Source organism: Dyadobacter sp. SRI_021 (assembly GCF_057586235.1).
Window position 1 is genome coordinate 129,658 of record NZ_JBYCZM010000007.1, and the last position, 15,640, is coordinate 145,297.

The following is a 15,640-nucleotide window of genomic DNA, read 5'->3' on the forward strand; positions in this document are numbered from 1 at the left end:
AGAAATTATAAGCATGCTTATTATTAACATTAAAGACAACGAATCGATTGATCGCGCTCTTAAGCGTTACAAGAAGAAATTTGAAAGAACTGGTACAATGCGTGAGCTTCGTGCCCGTACAGCTTTCGAAAAACCATCTGTTAAGCGTCGTTTCGAAGTTTTGCGTGCAGTTTACAAAGAGAAAACTTACGGTCATTTAGAAGACTAGTTCCTCACGGAATGGTTCTCTGAAAGACTTCTATAGGATTATTGTATCCATATCATACAAGAGGAGCTGTCTTGAATAAGATAGCTCCTTTTCGTATGTTAGGGTTATGATAAAGCCGTTTCTGGAATTCCTCCAATTCGAAAAGCGCTCCAGTGCGCATACCATCAAATCGTATCAGACTGATCTCGAACAATTTCAGAAATACCTCCTTTTTCAATACGATTGTACCGAGCCCGAAATGGCCAAAGCGCCTATGCTGCGGTCGTGGGTCGTGAGTTTGATGGAGGAGGGGCTTAACCCTTCGTCAATCAACCGGAAAATTGCTGCGCTCCGAACTTTTTACGGGTATTTAAGAAAGAAAAAGCATATTGACAGTGACCCGACGAAAATCCTGTCGGCTTTGAAAGCGCGTAAGAAGCTGCCTGCCTTTGTGGAGGAGAAATCGATGGAAATGCTTTTTGAAGAGGGTACATTCGCCGATGATTTCGAAGGGCTGCGAGACAGGGTGATTATGGAACTGCTCTATGGCAGCGGGATCAGGCTTTCGGAACTGGTGGAGTTGGAATTAAAAGACCTCAACTTACCTGCCCGTACGATTCGGGTCTTTGGAAAGCGATCGAAGGAACGGATTGTGCCGGTCTCCACTTCTTTGGCACAATTACTTGAAAGATATATAGAACAGCGTGCGCCGGAAGAGGATACCGATGTTTTACTGCTAACCGATTCAAATAAAGCTGTTTACCCGGTTTTTGTGCAGCGGAAGGTGAAACAATACCTTTCGGCCGTTACCACGCTCTCGCAGAAGAGCCCGCACGTGCTCAGGCACACGTACGCGACGCATTTGCTCAACCGCGGTGCCGATCTCAATGCGATCAAAGAGTTATTGGGCCATGCCAACCTCGCTGCAACACAGATTTACACGCATAACTCGATCGAAAAGCTTAAAAAATCGCATCAACAAGCGCATCCCAAAGCCTGAAACCCATTTTTTAAGGTTATATTTGCCTTCAGTGCAAATTTCAAAATATAATTTCGTCACTCCATTATGAATAATAGTTTCCAGGACGCAGTTGTAACGAAGTATAATATTTTTAATAGCCTGTTTCTGAGCTTACCCTACCGCGGTATATTCCAAACAGGCTCCTTGCTTCCGATACTGACTCAGCAAAGTGAGATTGGCTTTCAGGAAGGCAAATCTCCCAAAGAAATCATCGAGCATTTTTTTTCAGAGCTCCTGGAAACAGCTACTCCCAAGGAACGTGCGGATCTGCTTTTTGCATTTATCCAATACATAGAGCGCCAGGTCGTGCTTTTCGACTCGGTGGAAGATGCGGCCTTCGACGAGACCCACGATCTGACCGGCAAAGGCTCGGTAACTTACCTGACCGAACGGCTGGAAAGCGATGAGCTGAAAAAGAAACTGCTCGCCAAACTGGAAGACTTCAGCGTACGCATCGTGCTGACCGCCCACCCGACCCAATTTTATTCAGGCAAAGTGCTGGGCATTATCAATGACCTGGAAGATGCGATCAAGGCCAACGACTTTACAGAGGTAAACCAGTTGCTGTTGCAGCTGGGGAAAACGGCATTCATTAATCACGAAAAACCTACGCCGTTCGATGAAGCGGTGAGCTTGTGCTGGTTCCTTGAAAACGTGTATTATGATGCGATCCCTTCCATTCTTGAAAAGTTGATTAACGGCTTGGGAATGAGTGTGCACGACTGGCCTTACCCGAATGTGTTCCGTCTGGGCTTCTGGCCGGGCGGCGACCGCGATGGCAACCCGTTCGTGAATCCCGAAATCACATTGAAAGTCGCCGATCGCCTGCGCGAGACGCTTTTGCGGGGTTACTACCGTGATATTCGCCAATTGAAACGTCGCCTTACATTCAAAGGAGTGGACGATGCGATTTCGCTCGCGGAGAAGAAGATGAACAGCACTATTTTCGGGCCGTTTGAGGAAGGCTATGGAAGTGCTCAGGAGCTGATCGACGAATTATTGAAAGCACGTGAAGTGCTGGTGAACAAGCACCAGGGCCTTTTCGTGGAATTGCTGGATAATTTTATCCTGAAACTCAATCTCTTCGGGTTCTTCTTTGCAAGCCTCGACGTCCGTCAGGACAGCCGAAAGCACGGAAAGGCCTGGGAGGATATCCTGAAAAGGCTTGAAAAGAAAATCCCGCTCCTGAAATATAGCGACTACCAGAGCTGGGATGAGGCGAAAAAGATCGATTTGCTGCTCTCGCTGAATATACCGCTTCGTGACGAAGATTATGAGGACGAATTGACGAAAGACATTCTCGGGTCAATCCGCGCGATCAAAACGATCCAGCAAAAGAATGGCGAAAAAGGTGCACATCGGTATGTGATTAGTAACAACACTTCCGCATTGAATGTAATGCAAGTGGTGGCACTGGCCAAAAACCTGATTGCAGACGAAGAAGGCAAGCTGGCGCTTGATGTCGTACCGCTTTTTGAAACCGTGGACGATCTGGCTAATGCACCGGGCATCATGCGGACGCTGTACGAAAATGAATATTACCGCAACCACCTCGCCAACCGCGAGAATCACCAGACGATCATGGTGGGCTTCTCGGATGGTACCAAAGACGGCGGCTACCTGCGTGCCAACTGGTCGATCTACCGGGCTAAGGAAGAGCTGACCAAAGTATCGCGTGAGTTCGGCATCAAAGTGACGTTCTTCGACGGTCGTGGAGGACCTCCTGCACGCGGTGGCGGCAATAACCATAACTTTTACTCGTCGCTCGGTAAGGATATTGAGGATAAGGAAATCCAGCTGACCGTTCAGGGGCAGACCATCAGTTCCAACTATGGTACCGTTACGACGGCGATGTATAACCTGGAAAGGCTGTTCACTGCCGGCCTCGAAAATCACCTTTTCAAAGGTCACCGCGACGATGAGTTGACCGACGCCGACAAGGATCTGATCGAGGAAATGGCGGAAATCGCCTATAATTCCTACCTGGACCTGAAAAACCACCCGATGTTTGTCAAATACCTCGATAAAAAGACGCCATTGCGCTTTTACGGGCAAACCAACATCGGCAGTCGCCCGACCAAACGCGGTAACGATGACGAAGGTTTGAAATTTGAGGATTTGCGTGCGATCCCGTTCGTGGGCTCATGGGCGCAGATGAAGCAGAATGTGCCGGGCTTCTACGGTTTCGGGACAGCTATCCGCGAACTGGCGAAACAGAACAAGATCGAGGATATCAAGAAGCTTTACCAGAAATCGCTTTTCTTCCGGACATTGATCGAAAACTCGATGCAGTCGCTTTCGAAGGCATTTTTCCCTGCCACCAAATACCTCCGCGATGAGGAAGAATACCGGGAGTTCTGGGACAAAATGTACGAGGAATTTTTGCTCACCCGTGAACTTCTGCTGGAAGTTTCGGGTCAGAAGGAGCTGCTCGACAGCAACAATGTCACCAAGGTTTCCATCAAAACCCGTGAACGCATCGTATTGCCATTGATCACTATACAGCAATATGCATTGCAAATGCTCGCCGGCGATCCGAAGGACTTGCCCGTGGATGTAGAGACTTACAACCAGCTGATTATCCGGGCGATGTTCGGGATCATCAACGCGGCGCGGAATTCGGCATAAGGATTTTCCCAAAGCTATATATTTCCTGAGCCGGGTCTGTGCCCGGCTCATTTTGTTTTATGGTCATTGGTTTTTCACTCGCCTCTTGCTTTGTATCGGATAATTTTCGTGTGAAACCGGCCGTTGCGGAAGCGTAGGGTATCGGGCAATACATCGGATGACCGGGGTATCCGGGCATTGGCCAATGTGAGCTGAAAACTTCCTTTTATTTCTTGCGTTTTGGCATTGTAGCTATCGATTTGGATGTAGTTATCTTCGGAGTCGACAGTATAGAAGAAGTCCCCGGCAACGTCGCCGTCGCTGAGTGATTCAAACAAAGCGACCTGGGGTTTGTCGCTGGATTCGCAGCCTGCGTAAGAATTGCATGACGCAACTTTATGTCGCCCCGGCATCGGAAAAAACGGGATTTTTTGAAATAACAGCTCTTGACGATTATAACCTTCCGGTGAATACAGTATCGAGGTTAATGTGTAGAAAACGCCCTTGGGGTTATCGGCATAATTAGTTGAGCCATGTGTAACCTGGTAGGCGTTTTTATATGTTTTGCTCCAATCTGCCCCGTTCATATCGGCTGTTAGATAGCCCCAGTTAGGCAGGCGCGGGAGCGGCCCTGCGGTATCGATGATTGCGTCCGTGATTTTACAACTAAATAGTATTGTAGTAATTCCAAGCGATATGTAAATAGTTAGTAGACGGTTCATTCTCTTTCAAAGTTTCGTTTTGTCAGGCCCAGATTAAAAATATGTACACACGGTTATCGAGCGTAACACCGATAATCACCTTTGTGTGAAAGCGCCCCTCGGTGAATCGGTGCATATCGGGCAGTGAGATTCTCCGCCACGCACCTATCCGCCATCCCTACCTTTGTATTCGATAATCCTGGTATGAAACCGGCCGTTTCGAAGACGCAGGGTATCGGGCAATACATCGGATGATCGGGATATCCTGGCATTGGCCAATGTGAGCTGAAAACTTCCTTTTATTTCTTGCGTTTTGGCATTGTAGCTGTCGATTTGGATGTAGTTATCTTCGGAAGTCGACGGTATAGAAGAAGTCCCCGGCAACGTCGCCGTCGCTGAGGAGTTCAAACAGTGCAACCTCGGGTTTGTCGCTGGATTCGCAGCCCGCGTAGGGTTTGCATGACACAAGTTTGTGCCGGCCTGTTTTTGGAGAGAATGGGATGTTTTGAAATAGCAGATGTTGGCGGTCATAGCCTTCCGATGTGTATAGTATCGAAATTAAGCCATAGGATATACCTTGCGGTTCATCCCGATAGCTAACGATCCCATGTGTAACCTGATAGGCATTTTTATAGCTTTTACTCCAATCACTACCATTCATATCAGCTGTCAGATAACCCCAATTTGGCAGGCGTGGGAGAGGGCCGACATTGTCAATGAGCTCGTTGGTGAGTTTACAACCCGCCGACAATATCGCAATCCCAAGTGTTAGACATATAGTTATTAAGCACTTCATTTGACAAGGGCTATTTTGTGATGATCACCCGGCAAGTTGTGATTCCCTGACTAGTAATCAGGCGAATGACATAGGTGCCAACGGATAGATCTTTACTTTTCATTTTAAATGAATAGCGGCCTTTACGATTTAATGCCTTGTCGTCTTTCAGTATTTCGATAACCTTTCCTGATTGGTCCAACACATCCAGTCTGACTTGAGTATCAGATTGGAGATTATAGGAAACGTTAATCAGATCATCTGCAGGGTTGGGAGTGGCAATTAGGTGAGGTAGCTCGGGTTGCTGCGCAACGGTGTCATTTCCTGCGACAGAAACCTTATAGGGATTAGCAGGTAATTGGGCAGTTACAGTAATGTATGCCGTTGCAGACTGGCCGTTAGAAGTAACCGTGCCTTTAAGGTAAATCTTTTGACTTTGAGAGAAATACCATGTAAACATGTCTGTCGTGGTATTGGAAAGCGTGTAATTGACACCGTCATAACTGTATTGCCAGCTAAAAGTGTATGGCGCAGACCCGCAGCTATAATACAACTCATAGTTTTTCCCGCCCGGGCTGCTTACCCATGTGGGGCCATCCACAAAAGCATTCAACGGATTAGCAGGGTCTGGCCTGAATGCGCCTACGATCGGGTGAGATTCTGTAATTCTTTGGGCATTGTTTTCATCGTTCGTACCGGTTGCCCTCCCACTCACCTGAATATTTGGATTTGAAAAGTTCAACAACCTATTCTTGGCATGGTCAGCAGAGATGCCATTACCGACCATCATTGTTCTGTCGACGGTAAATCCTAGGACTTTGATTTTGTAGCCTTTGGCATAGGATGGTAGGGCCGTATTGTCATCTTCGTGACGGCATCCGTATAAATGGCCCACTTCGTGAGCGAACGTCTTATGAGAAGTTGCACACCAGAGTTCAACAATTGAATAGGAGTTCGAATTTACTAATGTGACAGTCTGAGACTTGCCCCTAGTATCACCATCTTGGTAGTAGGAGTCCGTCAAAAGTACTACAAGATCAGCCTGGTATTGATTTCTAAGACTTTGTGCTGTTGCGTTACCTACCAGACTATTGAGGTCGTTTGTAATAGACTCAGTTTCTGTTAAGTTCAATGGCGCAATCCCCGCCAGTACCAAAGCCGCAGCGCTTGTAATCCCGCTATTGTAAATGCAGCTGTTGAACTGCGAAATGGACAGGTTTACGTGGTCTGTCAGATTCGTAAGGTTGCTCGCTAGCGTCAAAGCCTTTGGCGTATACAGTACCAGCACTCTCGGATACGTCAACGCCTGGCAAGGCTGCATTTTCGCATTCGCATTGTCGTCTTGCTTAACAGCTGGTTCAATGGCTGCCATTCGCCCGTTATCGGGCTTTGAATTGGGAGAGGAGGTCGTGGCGCAGCCAACGTCCCATGCCTTCTCAGGATCGACGATTTGCAGGCAATACAGTCCTCCCGGCGCGGGAAATACTTCATACACACCCGCAGGTGTAGATATGTGCGCACACACACGACCAGCCCTCGATACAATAATCACAGTGCCCCGGTCATCATCGGTTTTTCCGATCCATTCGTATTCACTGGCAGATTCGTATTTCACATGGCTGGCGGTAGCGGTAATAATTGGGCCGCCGGGAATGTGAAGCACCAGAATGCCGTCTTTTTGCGAAGTTGCCAATGCGTTGAGCTTGACGAAATGATAGCCTGTGATATCCGGATTTTTTCGTAAACGTTCGCGGTATGCAGCCATTTCGGGCGAATCCGGGATCTGGTCGGCAGATACCGATTGAATAAACGGCGTGTCCTGCGCTTGGAGGGAGAGGCCGATGCACGAGATGACTGTGAATAGGCCAGTTCGGATGAAAGTGTAAAGTAGTTTTCGCATAGCAGAAATAGTTAAACAATGCTCGTGGAGGTAATTTTTCGGCTGAAATCTTGCACTATTTCTGCTGCCTAAAAAGTGTTTCGGCTGCGAACCATCCTCCGGTCGATGATGGAGGATGACAGGCTAAAACCAATTATCAACATCAACTTTCCCTCAAACTTTTTCTCACAATTATTAGTAGACGAATTGTTGCACAGGCTTATATTTGATAATACTCAATCATTCCAATCCTATTTACTTCCACATCATGACACACCAGTCGGATCATCGTGCCTATTTTTTCAAGATAGATACGACTATCAAAAAGATTCGTAATGCCTTACAAAAGCAGCTGACTGAGGCGGGTTTTGACCTCACGGTCGATCAATGGGTACTTATTGACCATATCTTTAGAAAGCAAGGCATCAGCCAGAATGAGCTGGCGGAAATGACTTTCAAGGATCCTCCTACGGTGACGAGGATTATCGATTTGCTGGAAAAAAAAGGGATGGTTGAGCGCGGGCCGGCAGCGGGGGACCGTCGTAAATTCAACCTGTTTCTGACCAAAAACGGAGAGGCTATCTATAACCAGGCGTTCCCGATCGTAGCCGACATCCGTCGCAAAGGCTGGGGCAGTCTGAGCGACTCCGATTACCAGCATTTCGTACGGATCATGGACTCCATTTACCAAAATTTTACCTGATTTGACAAAATTTTTACAAAGCCATTAAGTGGAAGAATGACAGCTTCTTACGTCGTTCTTCCACTTTTTTTGTGTAGAAGTGTCGGATTACCGGGGCATTTGCACGAGCATCCGGTTAAACCTTTCGGTATGTTTTTGTATCTAAACCATAGAACGGTTCCGAAACCAGCAGGTTTGAAAGGAGCTGTTCCGGTAATATCAGTTTCATTTATATCCATTTTTAAGGCCATGAAAAAGTATTTTTTGCTCGGCGCTCTCATTACTTCATCACTCATTAATCCTGCGTTTTCACAAGTCAAAACAGAACAGTTAGTTCAAGTACCTAATATAGAAGTGGCGGGTTTTGCCGAAATGGAGGTTGTGCCCGATGAAATTTATTTCAACATCTCGCTTCGTGAGTATTTTCAGGACGAGAAAAACCAGAAAGACAAGGTCAACATTTCGACGCTCGAAAAGCAGCTGATCAAGGCGGTGGCAGATGCCGGTTTGCCGAAGGAGGCATTGTCGATCAGTGGAGTAGGAGGATATCAGAATTATGTGGATAAGAAAAAAAAGCCGGCTACTTTCCTCGAAGCGAAGCAATATGAGTTGAAAGTATCGAGCGCCGAAAAGCTGGATGGCATTTTGTCGAAGGTTGAAAGCCGTGGCGTGCAGTATGCGAACGTTGCGCGGGTAGATCACTCGAAACGCGAGGAGTTCAAGAAGCAGGTGAAAATCGACGCATTGAAAGCGGCCAAAGTGAAAGCGGAGTACCTTGTGGCGTCGCTCGATCAAAAGTTGGGTAAGGTATTGTCGATCAAAGAATTGGACGAAAACCTGTACTTCCCGCAGCCTGTATTTGCCAAAGCCAATGTGCGTGCCTTTGCGGCGGAAGCTGCGGATGCCGTTCAGGACAGCGATGTGCAGTATCAAAAAATCAAGATCAGTTATCGTATGCAGGCTGCATTTGAGATCAAATAGGCTGTTTCACGCATAAACTCCCTGTCAGGTGCCCGGTGAACGATTTACCGGGCACAATTTTTTCTGTGCGATGAATCCGGATTTGTCAGTCCGTTCTTTTGTTGGGAATATTACTTTCTTTAAATTGAATGTCCAATCTCAAACTAAGTAACTGGAAATCATGAGCATTAACGCGAAACACCTGGCCACATTCATTTTGGGCGCCGCTGCGGGGGTGGCTGCACACAAATACCTTCAGACCGAGGAGGGGGAGAAGCTTCTGGAAGACCTCAAAACAAAGGCGAACAACCTGAAAGCCGAGGCGGAAGGGGCCATCGATAAAGCTCCTGAGTATTTCGAGGAACTTAAATCGAAGGGCGCCGAGACACTGAAAGGTAATTTCCCTGACGCGGAGGCATTTTTCAAGGATTTGTTCGAAAAGTTCAAGGGTACCAAAGGCCCGGCTTCCACTGAAACGGACGTCACTCCGACGCCGGATCCTATTTCCTGATAACAACAAACAACCGATGCCGGAGAACGTTCTGCACTTTCTCCGGCTTTTTTATTGCCCTACCAATCCGTTAATCTGTGCATACTGGATGAGCATGATGGTTTTGGCATCGTTAATCGCCCCGCTGGCGACCATTTGAACGGCTTCTCTGAAAGGAATTTCCATCACTTCGATATTTTCCTGTTCGGTCGCGCAGCCTCCGCCGTCGCTTACCTTCATATCGTCGGAATATTCGGCTACGAAGAAATAGAGGATTTCGGTAACGGAGCCGGGCGACATGTAGGCCTGGAATATCTTCTTTACCGAGCTCACTTTGTAGCCGGTTTCCTCTTCGGTTTCCCGCTTGATACATTCTTCCGGATTGTCTTTATCCAGCAGGCCTGCGCAAGCTTCGATCATCATGCCGCTTTCGTTGCCATTGGTATAGGTAGGCAGGCGGAATTGCCTTGTGAGCACTACGGTTTGCTTCTCCTTATTATAAAGTAAAATAACGGCTCCATTCCCGCGATCGTACGCCTCGCGCGTCTGGCGCTCCCAGGAGCCGTCGGCATGCTGATAATCGAATATATATTTGCGAAGGGTGTACCAGTTATTCGAAAGCACTTCTTCGGAAGCAATGTTGACACGTGGGTTAGTCATTGATCAGAAATGATTATTTATGATTAATAATGATCAAAACTAGTCAAAACTTTTCTGTTGGCAAAAAAGAATGAGCCAGTGGTGAATATTTAGCGATGCGGATTACTTTGCGGTTGTATCTCAACCGACGTTCCATGAAACCAGCATCCTACTGGATAGAAAAGTATAATCTGATGCCCCACCCGGAAGGCGGCCATTTTGCCGAAACATATCGCGCGTCGGAAACCATCGCGCATCATGCATTACCCGCACGGTTCGGAGGCGACAGGGCATTTTCCACAGGTATTTATTTCCTGCTCGAATCGCACAATTTTTCTGCATTTCACCGTATTCAGGCCGATGAAATGTGGCACTTCTATGCCGGTGAAGCATTAGAAGTGTTTGTGATTGATGAGAAAACGGGAGAGTTGAGTATTATCAGGCTGGGTAATAATCCGGATAATGGCGAGACATTCCAGGCCGTGGTACCGGCCGGGGCATGGTTTGCTTCGCGCCCTGCGAGCGGGAGCACATACGCGCTCGTGGGCTGCACGGTAGCGCCAGGCTTCGATTTTGCCGATTTTGAAATGGCTGAGCGGAACGCATTATCGCAGCTTTATCCGCAGCACGCCGGGTTGATTGCAGAGCTCACCTGGTGCTGACCAACCCGGCGTCTTCGCTTAATAGCCTACGCTCGTATCGTCCCCGCGCGGATCAGAGCCGCCTTCGAGGGAGCCGTCGGGAAGTACGAGAATACAATCCATCCGCCCGATGGAATTACGTTGCTGTTCGAGGATGTAGCCTTTGTCCTGCAACTTTTTAATGGTTTCGGCGGAGAATGCATTGGCCTCGAAAGTGGTTTTGTCGGGCAGCCATTGATGGTGAAATTTCAAAGCATTTACGGCCTGCTGCATGGTCATACCGTGTTCCAGTACATTCAGGATCGTTTGGTAGACGGACGTGATAATGGTAGAGCCGCCGGGCGTTCCTACGACCATCAGTAGTTTCCCATCTTTTTCGATGATCGTCGGCGTCATGGAAGAAAGCATTCGCTTACCCGGAGCGATCGCATTGGCTTTGTTACCGATCAGGCCGTACATGTTTGGAGCGCCGGCTTTAATGCTGAAATCATCCATTTCATTATTCATGAAAAAGCCGCCGCCTTTCACCACTACGCGACTGCCGTATCCGCCGTTCAGGGTAGTGGTGACGGACACTGCATTACCTTCCTTGTCTACCACCGAAAAGTGTGTCGTTTCGAGGCTTTCATAGCCCGGGAGTACTCCGCCATGGATATTTTTGCTGTCGGTAGCTTTGTCCCAGGAGAAATCGCTCCAACGTTTTTGCAGGTATTCTTTACTGATCAGATCGTTCACCGGCACTTTCACGAAATCGGGGTCGCCGAGGAACTTGGCGCGGTCGGCGTACACCCGGCGTTCGGCTTCGATCATCACCTGAATGGTGGAATCGCTGTGCCAGCCCCATTTGCGTAACGGGTGCTGCTCGGTGAGGCGCATGAGTTGCAGTAATGCCACGCCGCCGCTGGACGGCGGGGCCATGGTAATCACCTTGTAGCTTTTGTAGCCTTCGGTAATGGTCTCCCGCCATTGTGCACGGTAATCGGCGAGGTCTTGCTTGCTGATAATGCCTTCGCCATTCTTATTAATATCTTTTACGAGCTGTTTGGCCACTTTTCCGGCATAAAAGCCTTCGCGGCCTTTTTTCTGAATTCGCTTTAATACTTTCGAAAGATCTTTCTGCACGAGCAGGTCGCCGGCCGCCCAATCTTTCCCGTTCGGATTCAAGAAATAGGACGAACCCGGATTTACGGCTAACAGGTCACTTTTGATCGAATTGAGGCTGCGAGCTTCGCGTTCGGTTAGCACCACACCGTTTCGGGCAATATCAATGGCGGGCTGTAATACCTGTTTCCAGCTTAGTTTGCCATATTTCGCGTGAGCTTGTACCATGCCATCCACAGATCCCGGCACGCCGGAAGCCAGGCGGCCCAGCGTGCTGGATTTGGGAATGATATTGCCGTCCTTGTCAAGGTACATGTCCGCGTGCCCTTTGCCGGGCGCTTTTTCGCGGAAATCGATGCTGTAACTTTTGCCTTCCTTATCCCGCAAAACCAGAAATCCGCCGCCGCCGATATTACCCGCCGAGGGATGTACGACCGCCAGCGCAAACTGCACGGCCACCGCGGCATCTACCGCGTTGCCTCCGGATTTCAAAATATCCACACCTACCTGAGACGCCACCGGATGTGCCGATGCGACCATCCCATTTCGCGCGAAGACGCCTTTGCGATCGCTGAAAAATGGCTTTTGATTAGGATCGTCGGAGAGAAACTGGTAGAAGCCGGTAGATTCCTGTACAGGTTTTTGGGCGTAAGAAATGCCGGATAGTGAGCCGGCGAGCAGGATTAGCGAGTAGCGTAATTTCATATAGGAGTGTCAGGTTAATGTTGTAATTTATTAAATCGAACCCTTTTTCTTACCTTTTATACCAATTTATTTCGATGCATTGGGGCGATGCGCTAACTTTTGAATTCAAATTGTCCGTAACGTCATGATGAAGTTTTTACGACAGGTCTGGGAGAGTTTCCGGTTTGCATGGGGAGCGCTTAAAACCAATGTTACCCGCACTATTCTTTCGCTTCTTGGCGTAACGGTCGGCATATTCGCGATCGTCGCCGTTTTTACAATCGTGGATTCGCTTGAAAAGAGTATCCGCGATAGCCTGAGCTTCATCGGCGACAAAGTGATTTATGTACAAAAATGGCCCTGGGGCTTCGGCGGTGAATACCAATGGTGGAAGTACTTCCAATGGCCCGAGCCGAATTATTCCGAATATAAATACCTGTACGATAACCTGGAAAGTGCCAGTGCCGTGGCAATAATGGATTTCAGGGGTAATACCGTGCTAAAAAATGGTTCGAACAGCATTAATGCAATAATTCAGGGCGTGTCTTTCGAGTACAATCTTATATCTGACATTCCAGTCCAGAACGGCCGCTACTTCATTCCGCTCGAAACCAATAATGCCCGAAATGTTGCCATTGTTGGTGCGGACATTGCGGAATCGCTCTTTCCGGGCCAGGATCCCGTCGGGAAACCATTCAAACTGGCGGGGCATAAGTTTACGATTATCGGCGTGCGGAAGAAAGAGGGAGAGAGCCTGGTCGATTTTGGTGGTAGCCCCGATAAGATTTGCCTGATTCCGTTTTCCTCCTTCTCCAAACTATTCCAATCGGGCAGGCGAAGTGCCGATATTGTGGTGAAGGGCTTCCCCGAAGATGTGGGCATGAAAGAAGTGGAAGCCGAGATTGTGGGCCTGATGCGTACCAAACGGGGAATCAAGCCGCGCGATGGCAACAACTTCTCATTAAACCGGCCCGAAGCGGCAGCCGTTGCGATTTCCGGTCTGTTCGCGGTACTCACGGTGGCGGGTTGGGTAATCGGCAGCTTTTCGATTCTGGTGGGTGGTTTCGGGATTGCCAATATCATGTTCGTGTCTGTCAAAGAAAGGACCAATCTGATCGGGATCCAGAAATCGCTGGGGGCCAAAAATTATTCCATATTGTTTCAATTCCTGTTCGAGGCGGTGATGCTGAGCCTGGTCGGGGGGCTGGTAGGAATATTCCTGGTATACCTGCTATCATTCCTGAAACTGGGTTCGCTGGAAATACTGCTTTTGCCGCGCAATGTGCTTTTGGGACTAGGCGTGTCGAGCATTATCGGCGTGCTTTCGGGCATCGTACCCGCCATGCTCGCAGCGCGTATGGATCCGGTGATCGCGATCCGGGCTAAATAATAACTAGGAAAAATCAAACTGTTTTGCGAAGTTCGCTTCTATCACCATCACACTGATCGACTGTTATGCGTAAATGGGTCATATTCGCCGTATTTCTGGCTATCGTATTCGGGATTCTATATTATATCACTTTTGGATATTACAGTGAAGGAAAACGGGGAGGATATGTGACGAGGCTCAGCAACCGGGGCTATTTATTCAAAACCTACGAAGGTGAGCTGAGAATGGGTGGCCTGTTCGAAGGCGACGGTACCATGAATTCCTCGCAGTGGGTGTTCTCGGTAAGCGGCAAGAACAAGGACGCTATTGGAAAGCTCGAAGAGGCGATCAAAAACGGCCATAGGGTTTCATTAACCTACGAAGAGAAGTTTTTCAAACTCCCCTGGAACGGCGATACGAAGTTCTTCGTCACCGACGTGGAAGTGCTCGGGCCGACGAAATCAGCAACACCCCCGGCATCGTCAGTGCCCGCACCGACGGAAATCGATACCACTAAGACATTATAATTCAAGCCGGAGCTACCCTCCGGCTTTTTTGGCTTTATAGTTTTTGCTTGTGAGCCACGCAATGACTTTGTCGCGGTGGTCGCCCTGGATTTGCACTTCGCCATCTTTTACGGTACCGCCGCTGCCACAGAGGCCTTTCAGTTGCTTGCCGAGCGCTTCCAGGTCGGTATTTGTCCCGACAAATCCTTTCACGACGGTAATCACCTTGCCGCCGCCTTTGCGATCGAGCCAGATGCGGAGATCCTGCTGCTGCGGGGCCAGCGTTTCGGGCTCGTCTTCCTGATCGTTGTATTCAAACTCCGGGTTGGTAGAGTACACAATGCCGGAGCGGTTTTTCTTTGACATATTTTCAGCGTTTTGGGGGAAGTCAGAAGATCACATTCAGGCTTCCCGGCTTTATTTTAACCTCTATTCGTGTAGTATCCAGCTGCAATGGCTCTCCATCGTAATGGATCATTGGAGGCACATCGGTTTCAACAACGGCCTGTGTGGCACGCCGGTAGTCGATGTAGGTCGATTGTTTCAACTGCTTGGTAAACAATCCGTAAGCGAGCGCCGTGCCGTACCATTGCGGGAACGGGCTGATCGTACATACATCGAGCAGGCCGTCCTGCAAGCTGGCCTGCGGTGCTACCCAGGCATTATTCCCAAATTGGCCCGCATTGGCAAATGAAAGCGAAAATGCCTGCTTTTCCACGCCGTCGAGCCGGAACGATTGCGGTTTATAGGACCAGTAGGCTTTGAAAGAAACATTCACATAGGTCATCAGACCGCGTGCTTTTTGCTGGCTGAACAAATGCCCCACGTAGGCGTCGAAACCCATTCCTGCGGTACAGAAGAAGGGTATACCATTCAATTCGGCGCTGTCGATCGTAGAGGGGTTACCCTCGAAGAGTCGTTTCAGGGCCGCGTCCAGCGTTAGCGGAAGTCCCAGGTGCCTTGCGAGGCCATTTCCCGAGCCGAGCGGCAGGATACCTATCGGGATGTTGGTGTCCACCAATGGCTTCGCGATCTCGTTCACCGTACCGTCACCACCGACCGCCACAATGGCCTTCCATTTTTCAGCGTGCATATGCTCGCGTACGAGCTCGGTCGCGTGTGCAGGCTCCTCCGTGAACAGGATTTGGGCAGAACCTGCATTCTTTTTCGCGACGGAGTGGATTCGCTCCCGCACAGCCGCGCTGTTCTTGCCGATGGACGTGCCCGAGTTGGGATTCAGTATAAATAAATAGGGATGGGTCACTGGTCAGGCAAAAAATAGGAACAGAATAAGGATAAAAACAATGATGAACAGGTAGTAAAGACCATCCACGAAAGGGTATTTCTGGCGGTCGATTTTTTTGAAAATGCTGTCGAACTTGCTCATACCTGCTGGAT

16 protein-coding genes are annotated in these 15,640 nt (G+C 48.8%); 9 read left to right on the forward strand and 7 right to left on the reverse strand.

What is annotated here, in order from left to right; translation table 11 throughout:
• Nucleotides 1-13 precede the first annotated feature (13 nt).
• The 3 genes from rpsU (at nucleotide 14) to AC2YIT_RS21930 (ending at nucleotide 3,836) form a co-directional block, all read left to right on the forward strand.
• Entirely contained in the window at nucleotides 14-208 is a 195-nt protein-coding gene (gene rpsU, locus AC2YIT_RS21920) for a 30S ribosomal protein S21 (protein ID WP_015813375.1), read from the forward strand.
• 106 nt (nucleotides 209-314) lie between these two features.
• Complete coding sequence (locus AC2YIT_RS21925; protein WP_487280604.1) at nucleotides 315-1,187, forward strand: phage lytic cycle repressor MrpR family protein; 873 nt, start codon at nucleotides 315-317, stop codon at nucleotides 1,185-1,187.
• A gap of 66 nt (nucleotides 1,188-1,253) precedes the next feature.
• Nucleotides 1,254-3,836 carry a phosphoenolpyruvate carboxylase gene (locus tag AC2YIT_RS21930; RefSeq protein ID WP_430850787.1) on the forward strand — a complete coding sequence of 861 codons (2,583 nt, stop codon included), beginning with the start codon at nucleotides 1,254-1,256 and terminating at the stop codon, nucleotides 3,834-3,836.
• A gap of 74 nt (nucleotides 3,837-3,910) precedes the next feature.
• On the opposite strand, the gene AC2YIT_RS21935 is transcribed toward AC2YIT_RS21930, so the two are convergent.
• The 3 genes from AC2YIT_RS21935 to AC2YIT_RS21945 all read right to left on the reverse strand — a co-directional run bounded on the left by AC2YIT_RS21935 (nucleotide 3,911) and on the right by AC2YIT_RS21945 (nucleotide 7,191).
• A complete protein-coding gene (locus tag AC2YIT_RS21935) occupies nucleotides 3,911-4,537 on the reverse strand; it encodes a hypothetical protein (RefSeq protein ID WP_430850789.1) in 627 nt (208 codons plus the stop codon).
• 144 nt (nucleotides 4,538-4,681) lie between these two features.
• A complete protein-coding gene (locus AC2YIT_RS21940; RefSeq protein WP_487280605.1) occupies nucleotides 4,682-4,924 on the reverse strand; it encodes a hypothetical protein in 243 nt (80 codons plus the stop codon).
• 398 nt (nucleotides 4,925-5,322) lie between these two features.
• On the reverse strand, nucleotides 5,323-7,191 hold the full coding sequence (locus AC2YIT_RS21945; protein WP_487280606.1) for a M12 family metallo-peptidase: 1,869 nt from the start codon (nucleotides 7,189-7,191) through the stop codon (nucleotides 5,323-5,325).
• A 247-nt stretch (nucleotides 7,192-7,438) separates the two neighbouring features.
• Here AC2YIT_RS21945 and AC2YIT_RS21950 point away from each other — a divergent pair, with 247 nt between their 5' ends.
• From AC2YIT_RS21950 to AC2YIT_RS21960, 3 genes are all read left to right on the forward strand, one after another.
• The gene (locus AC2YIT_RS21950; RefSeq protein ID WP_223406403.1) at nucleotides 7,439-7,873 is read left to right on the forward strand and encodes a MarR family winged helix-turn-helix transcriptional regulator; all 435 of its coding nucleotides are present in this window, start codon (nucleotides 7,439-7,441) and stop codon (nucleotides 7,871-7,873) included.
• 228 nt (nucleotides 7,874-8,101) lie between these two features.
• Nucleotides 8,102-8,833, forward strand: coding sequence for an SIMPL domain-containing protein (locus tag AC2YIT_RS21955; RefSeq protein WP_430850795.1), 732 nt, complete (start codon nucleotides 8,102-8,104; stop codon nucleotides 8,831-8,833).
• 160 nt (nucleotides 8,834-8,993) lie between these two features.
• Nucleotides 8,994-9,323 (forward strand): YtxH domain-containing protein, encoded by a 330-nt coding sequence (locus AC2YIT_RS21960; protein ID WP_487280607.1) that lies wholly within the window; start codon nucleotides 8,994-8,996, stop codon nucleotides 9,321-9,323.
• Nucleotides 9,324-9,374: 51 nt separating this feature from the next.
• Here the strand turns inward: AC2YIT_RS21960 and nudK are convergent, their stop codons facing one another.
• Nucleotides 9,375-9,962, reverse strand: a complete 588-nt coding sequence (nudK, locus tag AC2YIT_RS21965; protein ID WP_487280608.1) for a GDP-mannose pyrophosphatase NudK — start codon at nucleotides 9,960-9,962, stop codon at nucleotides 9,375-9,377.
• A 134-nt stretch (nucleotides 9,963-10,096) separates the two neighbouring features.
• Here nudK and AC2YIT_RS21970 point away from each other — a divergent pair, with 134 nt between their 5' ends.
• Entirely contained in the window at nucleotides 10,097-10,603 is a 507-nt protein-coding gene (locus AC2YIT_RS21970; protein WP_487280609.1) for a cupin domain-containing protein, read from the forward strand.
• An 18-nt stretch (nucleotides 10,604-10,621) separates the two neighbouring features.
• On the opposite strand, the gene ggt is transcribed toward AC2YIT_RS21970, so the two are convergent.
• Nucleotides 10,622-12,388 (reverse strand): gamma-glutamyltransferase, encoded by a 1,767-nt coding sequence (gene ggt / locus AC2YIT_RS21975; RefSeq protein WP_487280610.1) that lies wholly within the window; start codon nucleotides 12,386-12,388, stop codon nucleotides 10,622-10,624.
• Between the two features lie 124 nt (nucleotides 12,389-12,512).
• Here ggt and AC2YIT_RS21980 point away from each other — a divergent pair, with 124 nt between their 5' ends.
• Nucleotides 12,513-13,757, forward strand: coding sequence for an ABC transporter permease (locus tag AC2YIT_RS21980; RefSeq protein ID WP_430850809.1), 1,245 nt, complete (start codon nucleotides 12,513-12,515; stop codon nucleotides 13,755-13,757).
• 65 nt (nucleotides 13,758-13,822) lie between these two features.
• Nucleotides 13,823-14,263 carry a hypothetical protein gene (locus tag AC2YIT_RS21985; RefSeq protein WP_430850811.1) on the forward strand — a complete coding sequence of 147 codons (441 nt, stop codon included), beginning with the start codon at nucleotides 13,823-13,825 and terminating at the stop codon, nucleotides 14,261-14,263.
• A gap of 12 nt (nucleotides 14,264-14,275) precedes the next feature.
• Here AC2YIT_RS21985 and AC2YIT_RS21990 read toward each other — a convergent pair whose 3' ends face one another.
• The gene (locus tag AC2YIT_RS21990) at nucleotides 14,276-14,608 is read right to left on the reverse strand and encodes a translation initiation factor (RefSeq protein ID WP_487280611.1); all 333 of its coding nucleotides are present in this window, start codon (nucleotides 14,606-14,608) and stop codon (nucleotides 14,276-14,278) included.
• A 22-nt stretch (nucleotides 14,609-14,630) separates the two neighbouring features.
• Nucleotides 14,631-15,506, reverse strand: coding sequence for a diacylglycerol/lipid kinase family protein (locus tag AC2YIT_RS21995; protein WP_487280612.1), 876 nt, complete (start codon nucleotides 15,504-15,506; stop codon nucleotides 14,631-14,633).
• Between the last annotated feature and the right edge of the window lie 134 nt (nucleotides 15,507-15,640).

Bases quoted from the DNA above. Each gene is read 5' to 3' on its own strand.
- rpsU (WP_015813375.1), top strand. From the start codon at position 14: ATGCTTATTATTAACATTAAAGACAACGAATCGATTGATCGCGCTCTT.
- AC2YIT_RS21925 (WP_487280604.1), top strand. From the start codon at position 315: ATGATAAAGCCGTTTCTGGAATTCCTCCAATTCGAAAAGCGCTCCAGT.
- AC2YIT_RS21930 (WP_430850787.1), top strand. From the start codon at position 1,254: ATGAATAATAGTTTCCAGGACGCAGTTGTAACGAAGTATAATATTTTT.
- AC2YIT_RS21935 (WP_430850789.1), bottom strand. From the start codon at position 4,537: ATGAACCGTCTACTAACTATTTACATATCGCTTGGAATTACTACAATA.
- AC2YIT_RS21945 (WP_487280606.1), bottom strand. From the start codon at position 7,191: ATGCGAAAACTACTTTACACTTTCATCCGAACTGGCCTATTCACAGTC.
- AC2YIT_RS21950 (WP_223406403.1), top strand. From the start codon at position 7,439: ATGACACACCAGTCGGATCATCGTGCCTATTTTTTCAAGATAGATACG.
- AC2YIT_RS21955 (WP_430850795.1), top strand. From the start codon at position 8,102: ATGAAAAAGTATTTTTTGCTCGGCGCTCTCATTACTTCATCACTCATT.
- AC2YIT_RS21960 (WP_487280607.1), top strand. From the start codon at position 8,994: ATGAGCATTAACGCGAAACACCTGGCCACATTCATTTTGGGCGCCGCT.
- nudK (WP_487280608.1), bottom strand. From the start codon at position 9,962: ATGACTAACCCACGTGTCAACATTGCTTCCGAAGAAGTGCTTTCGAAT.
- AC2YIT_RS21970 (WP_487280609.1), top strand. From the start codon at position 10,097: ATGAAACCAGCATCCTACTGGATAGAAAAGTATAATCTGATGCCCCAC.
- ggt (WP_487280610.1), bottom strand. From the start codon at position 12,388: ATGAAATTACGCTACTCGCTAATCCTGCTCGCCGGCTCACTATCCGGC.
- AC2YIT_RS21980 (WP_430850809.1), top strand. From the start codon at position 12,513: ATGATGAAGTTTTTACGACAGGTCTGGGAGAGTTTCCGGTTTGCATGG.
- AC2YIT_RS21985 (WP_430850811.1), top strand. From the start codon at position 13,823: ATGCGTAAATGGGTCATATTCGCCGTATTTCTGGCTATCGTATTCGGG.
- AC2YIT_RS21990 (WP_487280611.1), bottom strand. From the start codon at position 14,608: ATGTCAAAGAAAAACCGCTCCGGCATTGTGTACTCTACCAACCCGGAG.